This window comes from Candidatus Pristimantibacillus lignocellulolyticus, assembly GCA_023639215.1.
Taxonomy (GTDB): domain Bacteria; phylum Bacillota; class Bacilli; order Paenibacillales; family Paenibacillaceae; genus Pristimantibacillus; species Pristimantibacillus lignocellulolyticus.
Genome location: CP097899.1, coordinates 4,032,365 through 4,048,931, shown reverse-complemented (window position 1 = coordinate 4,048,931; position 16,567 = coordinate 4,032,365). Strand labels below are relative to the sequence as shown.

Here is a 16,567-nt window from a genome sequence, read left to right as displayed (position 1 = left end):
TATGTTTATGAACATGAATAATAAAAACCACAGCGAACAGTGGTTTTTATTATTCAATACTTATTTTAACATTAAAGAGCAAGTACTTTGTTCATACTGCCACTTTGGTATCCTAATAGATCCATTGTGACATATTTATATCCATAATACTGTAATTGTGCAACAATTACCTCATGATTTTCTAGAAGAATTGGCATATCCGATAATTCAACTTCAATCCTTGCGATTTCTCCATGAGTACGAACTCTTACTTGACGAATACCTAATGATTTTAGATAACGTTCAGATGCATCAATTTTTTGTAACTTCTCATTCGTAATCTGTTCACCATATGCGATACGTGATGATAAGCAAGCAAATGAAGGCTTCGACCAAGTAGGAAGATTAACGGATTGAGATAACTCTCTTATTTCTGTTTTATAAAGTTCTGCTTCCAGAAGTGGACCTCTGACGCCACGTTCCTTCGCAGCTTGCATACCTGGACGATGTTCATTCTGATCATCAGCGATTACGCCGTATATAATATTTTTGTAATTTTTCTCTTCAAGAATTGGCAATATATGATCGAATAGACTACTTTTACAGAAGTAACATCTATTTTTATTGTTCTCTGAATACCCTGGAATCGCTAACTCGGAAGTTTCAATAACTACATGTGTAGCACCAATAAGAGACGCTAGTTCTCTCGCTTCTTCTAATTCACTCGAAGGATATGTCTCTGAATCCGCCGTAACAGCAATAACATGATCGCTACCTAAAGTGTCTACGGCTGCCTTTAACAAAAATGTACTATCTACTCCACCAGAAAAAGCAACTACAACACTTTGCATTTCTCTTAAAATAGATTGTAGCTTTTCATATTTCGCTGTCAGCATCATTTGTCATCCTCCCCAAACTTTTCATATACTTCTTGAATAGTGACTATGCAATGAAAAGTACTTCGAAAGCATAATCTCAAACTTTTCATTTATTTCTAACAATCTTAAATGGTCATGCTTCCAAAACCGCCATCTACTCGAATCAATGCCCCTGTAACAAAGCTAGATGCTTGTTCTGAAGCAAGCCATATTGCTGCACCTTGTAATTCTTCAGGTGTTCCAAAGCGTTGCATTGGAGTGTGCTTCATGATTGATTCTATGCGGTCAGGGCTCAAAATTTTACGATTTTGTTCCGCTGGGAAGAAACCAGGAATAATGGCATTAACACGAATATTATGAAGTGCAAACTCTCTTGCCAAATATTGTGTAGCACTGTTCAATGCTGCTTTAGAAACGGAATACGTAAACACTCTAGAAAGCGGTGTTGTTGATGATACAGATGAAATATTGATAATGCTACCTGAACGTTGCTGCTCAATATTCTTCTGCGCAAAAATTTGACAAGCTTGAACGATACCTTTCAAATTTACATCCATTATATCATCGTATTCATCCATTTCTAGTTCAAGAAATGGTGTACTACTGTTCTTACCTGGTGCATTCAATAAAATATCCCAACCGCCAGACCAAGCTTCAATATCAGTAGCTACTTGCAGTAATGATTCACGCTGACTAACATTTGCTTGGAAAGCTTTCGCTTCTCCACCATTGTCAACGATAGCTTTTACTACTTCTTCAGCTTTTTCCATATTACGACCAACGATAGCTACTTTAGCTCCATGCTCTGCCAATCCATGAGCGATTGATGAACCTAATACACTATTACCACCAATAGCTACTGCTGTTTTACCTGTTAAGTCGAATAATTTACTCATAATTATCTCTCCCTTAGTTGTAATGATATTTCATTATGCAAACTTTGATAACGATGTAATGCTAACGTAGCTCAGTCGGCATCGAATATGAAGTGAACTTGGAAAGTACGGTTCGCGTGTACGTAATCATGTACACTTGCGCTTCCATCTTTCTTAAGTAGCGCTCCATCTTCTTGGTTCTGAAAGCCCGCTTTTTGAACTTTGATTGTTATATTTACTACCACAAATTCCCGTTATCATCGAAAGGTAAGTCAAACAATGGCGATACTACTTCCATCTGTGGATGTTGATTTACATATTCAATCAGTGCTTCAGATACTTCAATTTCACTTAATACTAATGTATTTTTGATGCGAACCATTTTCACTTCTGTAAAATCAAGAATGTTACTAGTTTTAATCGCAGCTTGAATTGTTTCTTTGTCATTGGCTAATGTAGTAGCAATCTTAGTAGGCGCCACTACAGTAGAAGTAAGTCCATTGGCATACGTTACTTCAAGATTCATCTTGTCTACTAGGCGTTGCGTTGTGAAATCTGCAGTACCTACACCATTTGCATTACCTTCTGTCTCATGTGTAAGATCAAGTACAACCATTTTATTAACGTCAGGACCGCCATGGGCATAAGGAGTAGGATAGCGACCTGTAATATTAGGGTCCATTCCATCACCACTGATGTTTTTACCAATTTGATCAATGACTAGCACTTCTAATTGTTCGAAAAACAGTTTTGGTAATAATGCTTTCGCTTGTTCTTGCAAGCTAGCTTCTTTCTCGATAATTTCAGAAGGAGTTAACGTTTCAACAACCGCCACTTTATCGAAAGCATTTTCAACTGTAGCAACCCCAAAGAGAATAGGTTTTTCTGCCATAATCATTTTCGCCATTGCAGGAACATTTTCAGCCATATACTTGAAGCCAAGTTGATGACAAGCTTCGGCACCTTTTTGTTTTCCAAGTCCGATACTAATCATTTTCATAATGCCGCTCTCAACTGGACCACGGAAAGCAGTATGTGGTTTAATACGATTGATAACAACAATTCCATCGGCATTAGCAGCATATTGGTCTACATAGACAGGAAGTCCATTAGGCAATTCGCCTAACTTCACAACTTCCATTGAAGATCGGATTTCACAACCAACGCTCTCTTCTGTTACGCCTAGGTGTGCAAGAACCTCGCTTTGACCTTCAGCTGTAGCACCGCCATGACTTCCCATACTAGGAACGATGAAAGGTTTTGCTCCATGATCTTGTAGAAATTGCACCGTGCATTTCGTTAATTCCACTAGACGATCAAGACCACGACTACCAACTGCAATAGCAATTTCCATGCCAGGTTTAATCTGATCAACTATTTCAGGACGATCTAATTTTAGTAACAATTGTTCACTCAAATGCTCAATATGACTATTATCAAAAGTAACCTTTACTTTTGCCATTTTTGGAACGGGAATATTTTTTACAAGCTCTTGAAGAATACCCATTAACATATCACTCCAATTCGTATATTTTGTATAGTATTTTACCAAATAATTAGATTTCATGTGAGAAAGCAAATAATGACTATCTATATTAATTAGTTTAGTAAACTAATTAATTAAATAATATCATTGGATACCTTATACGTCAACGCGATAATTACTCGTTTTAATTATTTTTTTCGTGTCCATATAGCAAAAAGTATATGAGAGCTAGTTTATCAGCTCCCACATACTTTTATGCTTTACTATCTATTAAATCCAATCTCCATACCCTTGTCTAACTAAATATAGTTTAGAATCTTGAAGACAATCAAATGGATCTCTACCGTTCGTATCATCTTGTTCGATGAAGAAGTGTTTGACACCACTATCTAGTCCCGCATCGATTATTGCTGGTATATCTAAAGACCCTTGTCCCAACTCAGCGAACTGAATGATGTTTGTGAATTTTCGCATGAATTTAGACATATCTTTAAGATCATCTTCTCCTACTTCTAGTCTTCCGATACGATAATCTTTCAAATGCAATAATCCGATACGACCTTTAAAGCGATTAATCACTGCAACTGGGTTTTCTCCTCCACGCTGAATCCAATGAACATCAAGTTCAAACCCTAGCTTAGTTGTATGATTACGCATCATATCAATTAGATACTCTCCATCATATTTTTCAAACTCAACATGATGATTATGATAATAAAGTTCCAATCCGTGTTCTGCTAGACGATTAGCCATCGCTTCTGCTTCAGCGATATATTGCATCACTTGATCTTTATGACCCATAATCGCAAGTGGCATCATACCAATTCGAATATATTTACAGTCTAATTCCTTACAATCGTTGACTATTTTATCAAAATGAGTTTCTAATGACTCTCCGGGATCATTGACACCTTTGTTCAATGGAGCAGATACTGCTGCGATTTGAATACCAAAATCTTCGCTAGCTTTTTTCAATTGTGCTACATTTTCTGATGTCATCGCAATTTGCGTCACTTCAACAGAATGAAATCCTAATTCATGTAACTTCTCAAGTGTCGCATATGCACCTAGCTCTGCAACTTTTTGTTTCAAATTGAACATTTGCACACCGATCTTTGATTGTTTCGTCATCACATACTCACTCCATTCTGATTATTGTTCAGCTGCGATCTTCTTATTCAATTCTGACAAATACAATTCTTCATCGATAGGTAACTCTATTTCTTTATTCAGCCAGCTAGAAAGATGAATAGCATTAGCTAATGCCACACCATGAATACCATCGCTACCTGGAGCTAACAGTGGTGCACCTTCAACAATATGTGCAGCAAAGTTTTCGAATACAGCGATATGCTGTGCTCCCCATACACTTTCAAATTCAATAACTTCCTCAGAGTAGATATCATCGGACTTCCCACCCATAAAGATGTTCATCACGTCAGCCATACTCATCGTATCACTCATCTCGCGCTCTGGTTTAGTTAGACGTTTAATCGTAATTTTCTTACTATCGTCAACAACAATTTTACCTTTGTCGCCTAAAATCTCGAAACGATCCGTTCCGACAATATCATGTGTACATGTTACGAATACACCAGTTGCACCATTAGCATATTCCATCATAACGGTTACTTCATCTTCAACGGATATATTACGTTGGTAGCCATACTTCACATTAGAGTATACTTTTGCAGGCATACCAGTAATCCATTGAAGGAGATCAAGTTGATGTGGTGCTTGATTCACAAGTACTCCACCACCTTCACCTTTCCACGTTGCTCTCCATGCACTTTGATCATAATAACCTTGTGGTCTCCACCAAGTAGTGATCATCCAGTTCGTACGACGGATATCTCCAATCTCACCATCATCAATTAATTGTTTTAATTTTTGATATAAAGGATTAGTACGTTGGTTGAACACAATTCCAAATGCAACTTCTGGTTTAGTTTTTGCATATTCATTCAATTCTCTTACTTGCTTCGTATATACGCCTGCAGGTTTCTCGAGTAATGCATGAATATCACGTTGCAATGCGGCAATTCCGATCTCAGGATGTAAGTAATGAGGTACACATGTAACGACTGCATCAACTGTGCCGCTATCGAGCATATCGATATAATTATCGAAAAATGGAACATCTGGGTAGTTTTCAGCTGCCCATTGCTTTCTCGCAGGGTCAGCATCACTTATTGCACCTACCACCATGTTTTTCACTTTGCCTTCAGTAATAAATTTAGCATAAAATGCACCTTGCGCACCGATACCGATAATTCCCATTCTTACATTTGTCATGTTATACAGCCTCTCTCTCAATGGATTGTAATAATTCAACTAAAGCATGGAACTGTAATGCGTAAGCTTCTTCCCCAGTTAAACCTTTGTCTTCTTTAATGATATGTTCAGCAGCTTCTAGCTCTAAGTCTTTTAATGAATCGAATAATACGAGATGCGGCTCTAACGTTAGGAATCCTTCATAGCCGTTATTAATAAGATCAGCTAAAATAGTTTTAATCTTCCCCTCCCCAGTACCACATAATACGTTCTGTTGACTAGTTGAGACTGCGTCTTTAATATGAATGTACTCAATATGTGGTTTTAATAACTGATAACAATCCCATGTATCTTCGCCACATTGCACAAAGTTCGCAAAATCAAAAATCGCTTTGAAATAAGGTGAACGAACTGCCTCAAACATCTCGTTGCAACGTCTAGCGATGTCACCAAAAATATCTTTTTCATTCTCATGAAGCAAGATTACATTATACTTAGCGGCAATCTCCGTAAACTGGCAGATTTGCGAAATAACTCTATGATTGTATTGATCTACTTCGTCACCTTTAGGAATGTAGAAGCTGAAAATACGAATGTATTTACACTCTAGCAAATTCGCAATTTGACATAAACGATCTAATAAATTAAGTTGTTTCAAAAATCCTATATCATCATTAATAAAGATTTTCCCAATAGGTGACCCTATTGAAGATACAGTGATTTGATATTCCTTTAATAGCGGTAACACTTTTTCTTCAATCTCTTCAAGCGAGTAATCACCAATATTTCGTCCATCAATACCACGTAATGATAAATAATTCATATTAAGCTTTCTAACAGCTTGCAATTGAGTTACAAAGTCAGATGAGATTTCATCCGAGAAACCAGATATGTGTAGCTTGTCATTATACAACTCCATCTCTCCTAAAACTTTTTATTTTTATTGAAATTGCTACTGGATGTACATCAAAATAAAAAGTAACTTCGAAAGCATTAGCTAACTTTTTATTTTTATTGAAACTGCGACTGGATGTACTTCAAAATAAAAAGTACTTCGAAAGCATTAGCTAACTTTTTTGTTGAACAAGTTCAGTATAAAAGAAAACGCTTTCTATTACTCGCATATTATTGCGGAAAATAGTAATATATTGATATAAATAAAAAATACTTTGAAAGGATTGTTGCTAATGAACTATGATCAAGAACAACAATTAACACAAATACTTAAATTTACATATACATTTTCCGGTATGGAAACAATCTATATGAATACCGTTCATAATATGTTATTTGCTTATGGACCTATGCATGTACCTGAACCGCTACAGCATCTATTTGAAGCTGTACGTTCCAATATATTGCTTCAATTGGATCAAACTAAGCATCAGATTCAAGTACATACAACCACACAGCAATTGCTATATATTACAGTATCCATACACCTTAATGATCACGAAGAAGGTACGATGATCGTCGGTCCTTTTTTACAAACAGATCCCTCGATGATTCAAGTACAAGACATACTGTTCCAGCATCAGTGGCCACTTTCGTTATTACCACTCGTTCAGCAATATTATTTGTCTTTACCTTTAATAAGCATGGAAAAACTTAATCATATTATCGAGTTCATCCTATACATGTTCCAGCATTCAACGCTGTTTTCTAATACACATATCACGATCGACAACAAAAACTATAAACAATTCAATCATTCATTATCACCACCAATTGAAAACATCGAGAAAAAACATATGGTGGAAGAGCGATACCGCAATGAGAATAAATTGATTAGTGCTGTCCAACAAGGTAATTTAACATTAGTGGAGCAATTATTGATTAACGGCAAACATCCCAAATATCCATTGCCTGATCGATTTCCTAATGATCCTCTTCGATCAAGGAAGAACTTAAGTTTTGTGAGGAATACTCTACTTCGCAAAGCAACCGAAAACGGTGGGGTACATCCAATATATATCGATAGCATTTCAGAAAAATTTGCTATTCAAATTGAAAAAACAACGACCATTAAACAACTCGAATTACTTCAAAATGAGATGTGTATCGAATACTGCAAATTAGTTAAACAATTATCACTAATCACATATTCTACATATATACGGAAGGCACTTGAATTTATAAGATGGAATCTTGCCGAGGAATTAACACTTGATAACGTTGCTCAGGAGATAGGAATCAACAAGTATGAACTTTCTAGATCATTTAAGAAGGAAACCGGTCTAACTTTCCCTGATTACATTCACCATATAAGACTGAAGGAAGCACTAATTTTGATGAACAATGAGAATCTCAATATTACAGATATCTCGCACCTGGTTGGCTATAATGATGTGAATTACTTTATTAAAGTATTTAAGAAGCACCATGGCGTTACACCACACCAATATCGGCAATGAAGGTAGACTGTTTACAAAAATAGAGCCATCTCAAGATTTTTGACAATCTTATGAGACGGCTCTATTACTTTATTTAAATTTATGTTTCTTCCCGTACTGATAAAGATTTCTCACTATCAATCCAAATGTATCTTTATATAATTTTTATACCATCCATTGCGTATGGAAAGTACCTGCTTTATCTGTACGCTCATACGTATGAGCACCAAAGTAATCACGTTGTGCTTGAATTAAGTTTGCTGGTAATGTCTCTGCACGGTAACTATCATAGTAGTTGATCGCACTAGCGAATCCTGGTACTGGAATACCTTTTTGGATTGCAATTGAAACAACATCACGCAAAGCTGATTGATAATTTGCCGCGATATTATTGAAGTACGGATCAAGAAGCAAGTTTGCTAGTTCTGGCTCAACATCATACGCATCTTTGATTTGTTGCAAGAATTGTGCACGAATAATACATCCACCACGGAAGATCATCGCAATATCCCCATAACGAAGGTTCCAATCATATTCTTCAGACGCTGTGCGCATTTGAGCAAAACCTTGTGCATAGGAACAAATTTTACTTAAGAACAATGCTTTACGAACTTGTTCAATCAATGAATTGCGATCTCCGTCAAATGGAGTAGCTTCTGGTCCAGTAAGTTTTTGACTAGCTACAATACGCTCATCTTTAAGGGCTGAAATGTAACGAGCAAATACGGACTCCGTAATAATCGGAAGCGGGACACCTAGATCAAGCGCATTTTGACTTGTCCATTTACCTGTTCCTTTTTGTCCAGCCTTATCAAGAATAACATCCACCAACGGTTGTCCTGTCTCTTCATCTTTTTTGCGGAAGATATCAGCTGTAATTTCAATAAGATAGCTGTCTAGTTCACCTTTGTTCCACTCTTGAAACACTTCTGCAAGTTCATCAGCATTCAAGTTCAGCACATTTTTCAAAATGTAATAGGCTTCAGAAATAAGCTGCATATCGCCGTACTCAATTCCGTTATGCACCATTTTCACATAATGACCAGCACCATTAGGTCCGATATACGTACAACAAGCATCAGAACCTACTTTAGCAGAAATCGCTTCTAGAATCGGACGTACCAATTCATAAGCTTCTTCCTTACCCCCTGGCATAATAGAAGGACCTTTCAATGCACCTTCTTCACCGCCAGAAACCCCTGTTCCGATAAAGTTGAATCCTAGTTCTTGCAATTCCGCGTTACGTCTAATTGTATCTTGGAAATAAGTATTACCACCATCGATAATAATATCACCTTTATCAAGTAATGGCTTCAATGCATCAATGGTTGCATCTGTCGCTTTACCAGCTTGCACCATTAAAAGAATCTTACGTGGCGATTCTAATGACGCAACAAACTCTTCCATTGTTTTTGCACCAATAAATTGTTTGCCTTTTGCTTCTTCTTGTAAAAATTGCTCTGTTTTATCGTATGAACGATTAAATACAGCAACAGTATATCCTCTGCTCTCAATATTTAACGCTAAATTTTTCCCCATCACTGCTAATCCAATTACACCAATTTGTTGTTTTGACATCATCTTTCTCTCCTTAAACCATATTTATTTCGATTAATGCTGCGTAGCGATGTATGCCGCTTATCGAATCATACTTCATATCTATTTGTGCTTTTTATCTATCTGTTTAGGAAATAACGATGAGCATTACCGTAGCATATATCAGCTATGATTTTATTGTTAAATTCCTTATTATTAGGGATTAATCCACTCTCCACCCATTGTCCAAACATATTACACAATATTCTACGGAAATACTCATGTCTGGTATACGATAGGAAGCTACGAGAATCAGTCAACATTCCGACAAAGTGAGCTAATAGACCAACATTTGCTAGATCTCGCATTTGTTTCTCCATACCATCAATATGATCGTTAAACCACCAGCCTGAACCAAATTGAAGCTTTCCTGGAACACCTTCCTCATAGAAATTACCTAACATTCCTGTTAGAACGGCATTATCTTTCGGATTTAAGTTATATAGAATCGTTCTAGGCAATGCATCTTGTAATTCTAAGCCGTCGAGTAATTTAGATACTCCCTCAGCAAAATTGCTTTCACCTACAGAATCGAATCCAGCGTCCTTACCAATTTGACGGAATAACTTCGTGTTATTATTGCGAATAGCACCCATATGAAGTTGCATAACCCATTGTTTCTCTGCATACATCTTGCCAAGTTCAGTGATCAAGTAAGCGCGATATGAGATAATTTCCTGTTCATCTAAAGTTAACCCTTGCAATCTTTTCAAGAAAATAGCTTCAGCTTCTGTTTCCTCGACAGCACGATAGATTAAAAATGGCATATCGTGATCTGATGCTCTCCCACCATTTTCATGGAAATAATTCACACGTTCTTTTAAGGCATTCACAAAGTCTTTTAATGAAGTAATCGCATCGCCTGTCAATTGCTCTAGTTGCTCAACCCATGTAGAGAATGTAGGAGCATCAATATTCAAAGCGCCATCGGGTCTGAATGTTGGGGCAATAATCGTATCAAATGAAGCATCTGCAGCTAACAATTTATGATACTTAAGATCTGATAATGGATCATCAGTAGTTCCAATAAACTTCACGTTGGATTTTTCAATAAATGATCTTGCGCGATAATCATCTTGTTGAAGTTTTGCATTACAATCGTTCCAAATTTGCTCTGCGGTTTCAGGGCTAAGCAACAATTCAATATCAAAATATTTTTTCAATTCTAAATGCGTCCAATGATACAACGGGTTTCCTAACAAATATGGAACTGTCTCAGCCCATGCTTGGAATTTTTCCCAGTCAGAAGCATCACCTGTAATATATCTTTCACCGATACCATGCATACGCATAGCACGCCATTTGTAATGATCACCAGCTAGCCATACCTCAGTCATATTGCTATATGATTTATTTTCCCAAACCTGCTCAGGATCAAGATGACAATGAAAGTCGAAAATCGGAGCGTTTTTTGCAGCGTCATCGTACAATTGTTTTGCAGTTTCGTTAGATAACATAAAATAATCGTTCATAAATTTCTCCATTTTTGTATCCCCCTTAAGTAATTTAATATATAATGCAGAGGTGAAGATAATTAGTTTGTTTAGTAACCTAATTAATTATATAATCAATTTATCAATTCTATTTCTTTTTGTCAAATGAATGTTTCAACTGTATAATGATTGATATCTATACACTTGAACGGCATATGTAAATCAATTAGGGGGCTATTCATGATTACAGGCGATGCTTCGTATATTAAAAAAATTAATCGTTCTTTAATTATTAAAGAAATCGTTAATAAAGGAATGATCTCTCGAGCAGATCTTGCCAAAGAAGTTGATTTGACTAGAGCGACCATATCTGTGCAAGTTGCTGATTTGTTAGATGAGGGATTAGTCATTGAAACTCATCTTGAGCATAATGCCGTCGGCCGTAAACCAATTATGCTATCGCTTAATGCAGATGCTGGCTATGCACTTGGTATCGATCTAGATAATAAACAAATTACTTATACGCTTACGAATTTATTAGGTGCGATTATTGCACATGAAGAAATTGCTCTTCATACTACCAACTATGATGAAATTGTAGTACTACTTGCTGAAAACATTAATCGCTACGCTAATCAATATGATGATGCTCGATATGGCATTGTTGGCGTTTGTATAGCTGTGCACGGTCTTGTGAGCAATGAAGAAATTGTTCACTTCGTCCCTCAATTCGGATGGAATGATGTTGGGCTTAAACATGATTTGGAGAAATTAATCAATTTATCTATCCATATTGAGAACAATGCGAATTTAAGTGCTTTTGCCGAACGGATCTTTACACATCATGATACTGAGAATTTGTTGTCTGCAACGTTCTACTCTGGTATAGGTCTTGGCATGATTATGAATAACAAATTCGTTCGAGGTCATGATGGGTTTGCAGGTGAAATCGGTCATATGATTATTGTTCCGCAGGGTAACGAATGTGCCTGTGGAAATCATGGTTGCTTTGAACGATATGCTTCCGATCTAATTATTTTGGATCGACTTGCAAAGGTCAAAGAAATTTCTAACGTTACTTATGGACAAGTAGCCGAGTGGATTGCGGATGATGATGATCAAGTGATGGAAATATTGCAGCAATTTATACTTTATGTATCCATCGGGTTAAATAATATGATTAATATCTACAACCCAGAAGTCATTGTTATTGATAGCGAGTTATTACAGCTATACCCTAATGCTACCAAAGCCATTCAAGACAATTTACATTCAAAAATTAGTCATTGCAATGAATTATCCATTTCATTGATCGGCAGAAAATCATGTGTGTTAGGTGCCTGTGCTCTTGCTATTCAACAATTTTTAGATGTACCTGTGTTGAACTTACCCTACGAGACGATTACTAAATAAACAAACAGAATAGATGTTTACAGGAGCAACTTCATTATTATTGGAGTCGCTCCTTTTTTTTATCATTTTTGGGTTGATTATTTTTTGAATTTCTGTTTTTTCTCTTTTACCGATTTGTTTTTAAATATACTTAGTTTACATAACTATTGTTACGTACAAGTATGTATTCCATTACAATATATCGCAATTATAGTATGGATTGGCAAATCCTTGCGGGTACTTGAACCAGAAACGCTACATATTTAGAATGCGTTAAACTGATCGTTAGTCTATCTTTTTCCTTTTTGTGTAACGGGGCCGACGAGCGTTTCCGTGGTAGCCTCGTGAAGAATATGATTATGCTTAGTTCGTGAATTTAGGTAAGCATATACCCACACAGTTAATAGTGAATACACATAGTATAAAACCAAAAGGGTTAGGTGAAAGTAGTGGTCACAATTATTTAGTATAAATGCATTAGGCAACACCTTTTCCCCTGTAACAGATGCTTCTATTACTTTTTCTACTTTACTACTGTGTCTGGTTTACAGGTACGGGTCTTACGATCGCTTATTTTCAGCCGTATCGGCGTGACCTGATGTAACGTTAGAAGGATGAGGAAAGGGGGGTGCTTATGGTTAAAAGAGTCTCCGGCGATGTTCGGAGATCGATCAGTCGTTGGATAGCTAAGCTGGAACGATATAACTGGTTGGGACAATATGACCGACTGACGCCTAATCGTAGAGCAAAAATAGCGAGAGCCGAGCTGCGACTGCCATACCGTAGCTTGGGACATGGCTTCTATCGCCTCGTGTACGATCTGGGTAACGGATATGTCCTTAAGGTAGCGATCTCCTCGAGCGGAATGAGGTGCAATGAATTGGAATATAGGCTGTATGCTTCGTGTACGAAGCATATAAAACAGCATCTCTGTCCGGTTGCCGGATTCGGACATGGTTGGATCATTATGAAAAAAATGAAAGTCGCTGGTACAGGCAAACATCTTAAGCTGAAGCTACTTAGTAAGAAGTTTAGGAAAGCAGGAATTCTGCCTTATGATATGAAACGTGCCAATTCAGCAATGTACGAAGGAAGAATTGTCGTAATAGACTATGGAAATTTTATGTGGTAGACTATGGAAATTTTATATTGGATGCGACGAATTTCGCAGAGCTAGTCGTCCTCTAAGCTCTGTTGGTCTACCGAAGTTTGCTGTTCAGATGGGCTAAATGGACCTCGTTACTTAACGAACGCGGTTGTACCAATGTAGATGTTTCGGTGCTGAAGCCACCCTGTAAGTCAACTAAAATATATTATCACGATTGTAAAAAAACAGTAGCACCTTCAACAATGTTGATGTGCTACTGTTTTTTGCTGTGCTATATGTTTCTCTTGTTTTTTCTCCGCTCTGCTAGATCCTCAGCTAATTTCTTTGTACGCTGTTTAGTTAGAGGGTACAAAGATAACATGACTAAGAAAATAACAAAATATATTATCGACGGAACCAAAGTTGCAAGATTATGAATACCTTTCAGTGCTTCTTCACTTTGAACAGCGGCGTCAGACTGATATCCAACATACGTTAATGCAAATCCACCAATACCACCAGCAATGGCTTGACCAATTTTTCTTGAGAAAGAATATACCGAATAAACTGTGCCATCTTCCCTCATATCCATTAGATATTCATGATAATCAATGACATCTGTTACAAACGCCCATACCACTAAGTTGAAGAAAGAATATCCGAACATACCAATTGCTGCAATTCCAATGTACTGCATTACAGATATATCAGGCAACAGGAACAAAATAAAGTATACAATTGATGCAAGTAACATCCCTACCGATGCAACTTCTTTTTTACCAAAACGATGGATTAATGGCTTGGATATAGGTATTGCTATAAATACAGTCGCTACTTGCATAAATCCGCTTATACTCAACGCTTTAGCAGCACTGTTGAAATAATCTTTGAATAAATATACGTTAACCGCGCTTAGTAACATTGCACACATCATAAATAATAATGAAGCAGCTAGCATTGAGAGCAATGGCTTATTTTTCAAGAAACTTTTTAATGTTTTTTTGAAATCAGCTTTTACCTCTGGATTTTTCTCTTGCGTAATACGTTCTGTGGATAGACTGTAACAACCAATGTAACAAGCGATTGATAATATACCAAATAATATTGCAGCAAGTGTAAATCGCCCTGCTACCGCTTGATTATCAACAAAAATAATAAATGGTCCGCCTACTGTAATAATTAGACTCGCAAGCATGGAGCCCATTGTACGATAAGTTGAAAGTGTTGTTCGTTCCATAATATCACCGGTAATAACGGATGCCATAGATCCGTAAGGAATATTTACAGTACTATATAATGTTCCCCACAATAGATAAGTAACAAATGCATACACAAGATAAAATGTGTTTCCCATGCCAGGGATATGAATAAACATTAATACGCCAGATAGAACTAACGGAAAGGACATTCTTAAAATCCATGGTTTGAACTTGCCATGCTTTCCTGCTTTCCGAGAATCAATAAATCTTCCCCATGCTACATCAGCAAATGCATCCCACACTCTCGCAATTAGGAATAGGATACCTACATGAGCTGCATTAAGATGAAAAATATCGGTGTAATACACCATAAGGAAAGATGAAACAAAAAGAAAAAAGAAATCGTTTCCAAAATCACCAAACATATATCCGAGTTTGTCTTTCATGCCAAACGCCCGATGTTGTCTGTTTTGACTAATTGACTGATCATGCTGTGCAGACATTTTCATTCCCCCTGATGAATATTGAGAAATAAAAAATAAACTTATTATTCCTCGTTAATTAATTAGTTTAGTAAACTAATTAACAGAAATATATCATCCTTTTTTGTAAGCGTCAATAATTTTTTATCGAAATATTGTAGTAGAACTTACATTTTTATCAGTATTTTAGACCGTAAACTGCATATGACTTGTTCTCAACGTTGCTCTCACTTATTATCTTTCTCCAACAAAATAATAATACATAAATTAAATGTGCAACGATCTAAGGTAAGTATTATTTGCGAAATTGTATCACTTTTTCTATTAAAGGTTGTGCCTATTTCTTGACTTAGAGTTTAAGATTTCATGCACTAAGATTTAGTATTTTAGGTTTAATTATTTTGGGTTTATGTTTTGCTGTTATGACCATATGTTTTCATATGAAATAATTTTACATAACTATATTTACGTAATTGTTATATTTACACAAAAAAACATCTTATCCTGTAGGCTTTTTAACGCCTCTTTTGGATAAGATGCTTATAATGAACAGATGTATTTAGCCAACGAAATAACTAAGATATATCATAACAAGAAGTCCAATAATAAAAGAATATGTAGCTGGTCTTTCGTACCCATGACCATGTGTTTCAGGTATCAATTCTTTATACACGATAAATAACATCGCACCGGCTGCAAATGATAACCCAAATCCTATTAACCATTGAATGTACGTTGCTGTGAAATAACCAATAATAGCAGACACTACTTCAACTAATCCGGTAATCGTTACAATGGCTAATGTCTTCCACTTGCTAACGTTAGATCGCATCAGGAAGACTCCCAGTATTAGCCCTTCAGGAACATTCTGCGCCCCAATGGCAATAGCTATTAACGGTCCAAGTCCTTCATTCAAACTAGCATAACTAAAACCTGTACTTAGTCCTTCAGGAATGTTGTGTAACATTAACGCTATAATGATAAGTAAAGATTTAGAATCAAATGATTTAACACTTTTTCCTCGCTCGACATCGATATGCGGTATATTTTTTTCCAATAAATCAAGTACAACAATACCGAATAGCAAACCTAATGTTATAACGAGCAAATTCGATTCTTTTAAAGCTTGTGGGATTAAGCCAAAAGTTGTTGCTGAAACCATAATACCTGCTGTAAATGCAATTAATATATCTTTCCACTTTTCAGATAATTTTTTGACGAATAATAACGGCACTGCACCTAGTACTGTCGCCATTGCAGATATGAAACTTCCTATCAATGCACTGAGCATAATACGTGATCTCCTTTATGTAACTCATAACGATTATTATAAATATTGTTTATTATGTACACTTACTAAATAAATATATCTTATTATGTTGTAGCAAATCATTAAGTTTGTCAATATTGTTTACTATAAACTCATTAAAATAACAGTAGTGTTGCACTATAATTTTTCACATTAAAAACAAAATGCACCCTTATCGGATGCA

General features: G+C 36.3%; 13 protein-coding genes. 3 read left to right on the top strand and 10 right to left on the bottom strand.

What is annotated here, in order from left to right; all coding sequences use genetic code 11:
• Positions 1 to 71 precede the first annotated feature (71 nt).
• The 6 genes from larE to NAG76_17250 form a co-directional block, all read right to left on the bottom strand.
• Positions 72 to 875 (bottom strand): ATP-dependent sacrificial sulfur transferase LarE, encoded by an 804-nt coding sequence (gene larE / locus NAG76_17275; protein URN96870.1) that lies wholly within the window; start codon positions 873 to 875, stop codon positions 72 to 74.
• A gap of 107 nt (positions 876 to 982) precedes the next feature.
• Positions 983 to 1,753: an SDR family oxidoreductase gene (locus NAG76_17270; GenBank protein URN93569.1), complete on the bottom strand. Its 771-nt coding sequence runs from the start codon at positions 1,751 to 1,753 to the stop codon at positions 983 to 985.
• Positions 1,754 to 1,970: 217 nt separating this feature from the next.
• Positions 1,971 to 3,239: a lactate racemase domain-containing protein gene (locus NAG76_17265; GenBank protein URN93568.1), complete on the bottom strand. Its 1,269-nt coding sequence runs from the start codon at positions 3,237 to 3,239 to the stop codon at positions 1,971 to 1,973.
• A gap of 249 nt (positions 3,240 to 3,488) precedes the next feature.
• Entirely contained in the window at positions 3,489 to 4,349 is an 861-nt protein-coding gene (locus NAG76_17260; GenBank protein URN93567.1) for a sugar phosphate isomerase/epimerase, read from the bottom strand.
• Positions 4,350 to 4,370: 21 nt separating this feature from the next.
• Complete coding sequence (locus NAG76_17255) at positions 4,371 to 5,513, bottom strand: Gfo/Idh/MocA family oxidoreductase (protein URN93566.1); 1,143 nt, start codon at positions 5,511 to 5,513, stop codon at positions 4,371 to 4,373.
• Between the two features lies 1 nt (position 5,514).
• Positions 5,515 to 6,405, bottom strand: a complete 891-nt coding sequence (locus NAG76_17250) for a sugar phosphate isomerase/epimerase (GenBank protein URN93565.1) — start codon at positions 6,403 to 6,405, stop codon at positions 5,515 to 5,517.
• A 274-nt stretch (positions 6,406 to 6,679) separates the two neighbouring features.
• On the opposite strand from NAG76_17250, the gene NAG76_17245 reads away from it, so the two are divergent.
• Positions 6,680 to 7,906, top strand: coding sequence for a helix-turn-helix domain-containing protein (locus NAG76_17245; protein ID URN93564.1), 1,227 nt, complete (start codon positions 6,680 to 6,682; stop codon positions 7,904 to 7,906).
• Positions 7,907 to 8,050: 144 nt separating this feature from the next.
• On the opposite strand, the gene gndA is transcribed toward NAG76_17245, so the two are convergent.
• Together gndA and uxaC are read right to left on the bottom strand one after the other, a co-directional pair.
• A complete protein-coding gene (gene gndA / locus NAG76_17240; GenBank protein URN93563.1) occupies positions 8,051 to 9,463 on the bottom strand; it encodes an NADP-dependent phosphogluconate dehydrogenase in 1,413 nt (470 codons plus the stop codon).
• A 98-nt stretch (positions 9,464 to 9,561) separates the two neighbouring features.
• Positions 9,562 to 10,965, bottom strand: a complete 1,404-nt coding sequence (gene uxaC, locus NAG76_17235) for a glucuronate isomerase (protein ID URN93562.1) — start codon at positions 10,963 to 10,965, stop codon at positions 9,562 to 9,564.
• Between the two features lie 189 nt (positions 10,966 to 11,154).
• Between uxaC and NAG76_17230 the strand changes: the two genes are divergently transcribed.
• Together NAG76_17230 and NAG76_17225 are read left to right on the top strand one after the other, a co-directional pair.
• Complete coding sequence (locus tag NAG76_17230; GenBank protein URN93561.1) at positions 11,155 to 12,327, top strand: ROK family transcriptional regulator; 1,173 nt, start codon at positions 11,155 to 11,157, stop codon at positions 12,325 to 12,327.
• Between the two features lie 613 nt (positions 12,328 to 12,940).
• A complete protein-coding gene (locus tag NAG76_17225) occupies positions 12,941 to 13,438 on the top strand; it encodes a hypothetical protein (protein ID URN93560.1) in 498 nt (165 codons plus the stop codon).
• Positions 13,439 to 13,685: 247 nt separating this feature from the next.
• Here NAG76_17225 and NAG76_17220 read toward each other — a convergent pair whose 3' ends face one another.
• Positions 13,686 to 15,095, bottom strand: a complete 1,410-nt coding sequence (locus tag NAG76_17220) for an MFS transporter (GenBank protein ID URN93559.1) — start codon at positions 15,093 to 15,095, stop codon at positions 13,686 to 13,688.
• Positions 15,096 to 15,633: 538 nt separating this feature from the next.
• Entirely contained in the window at positions 15,634 to 16,365 is a 732-nt protein-coding gene (locus NAG76_17215) for a ZIP family metal transporter (GenBank protein ID URN93558.1), read from the bottom strand.
• Positions 16,366 to 16,567: the final 202 nt, after the last annotated feature.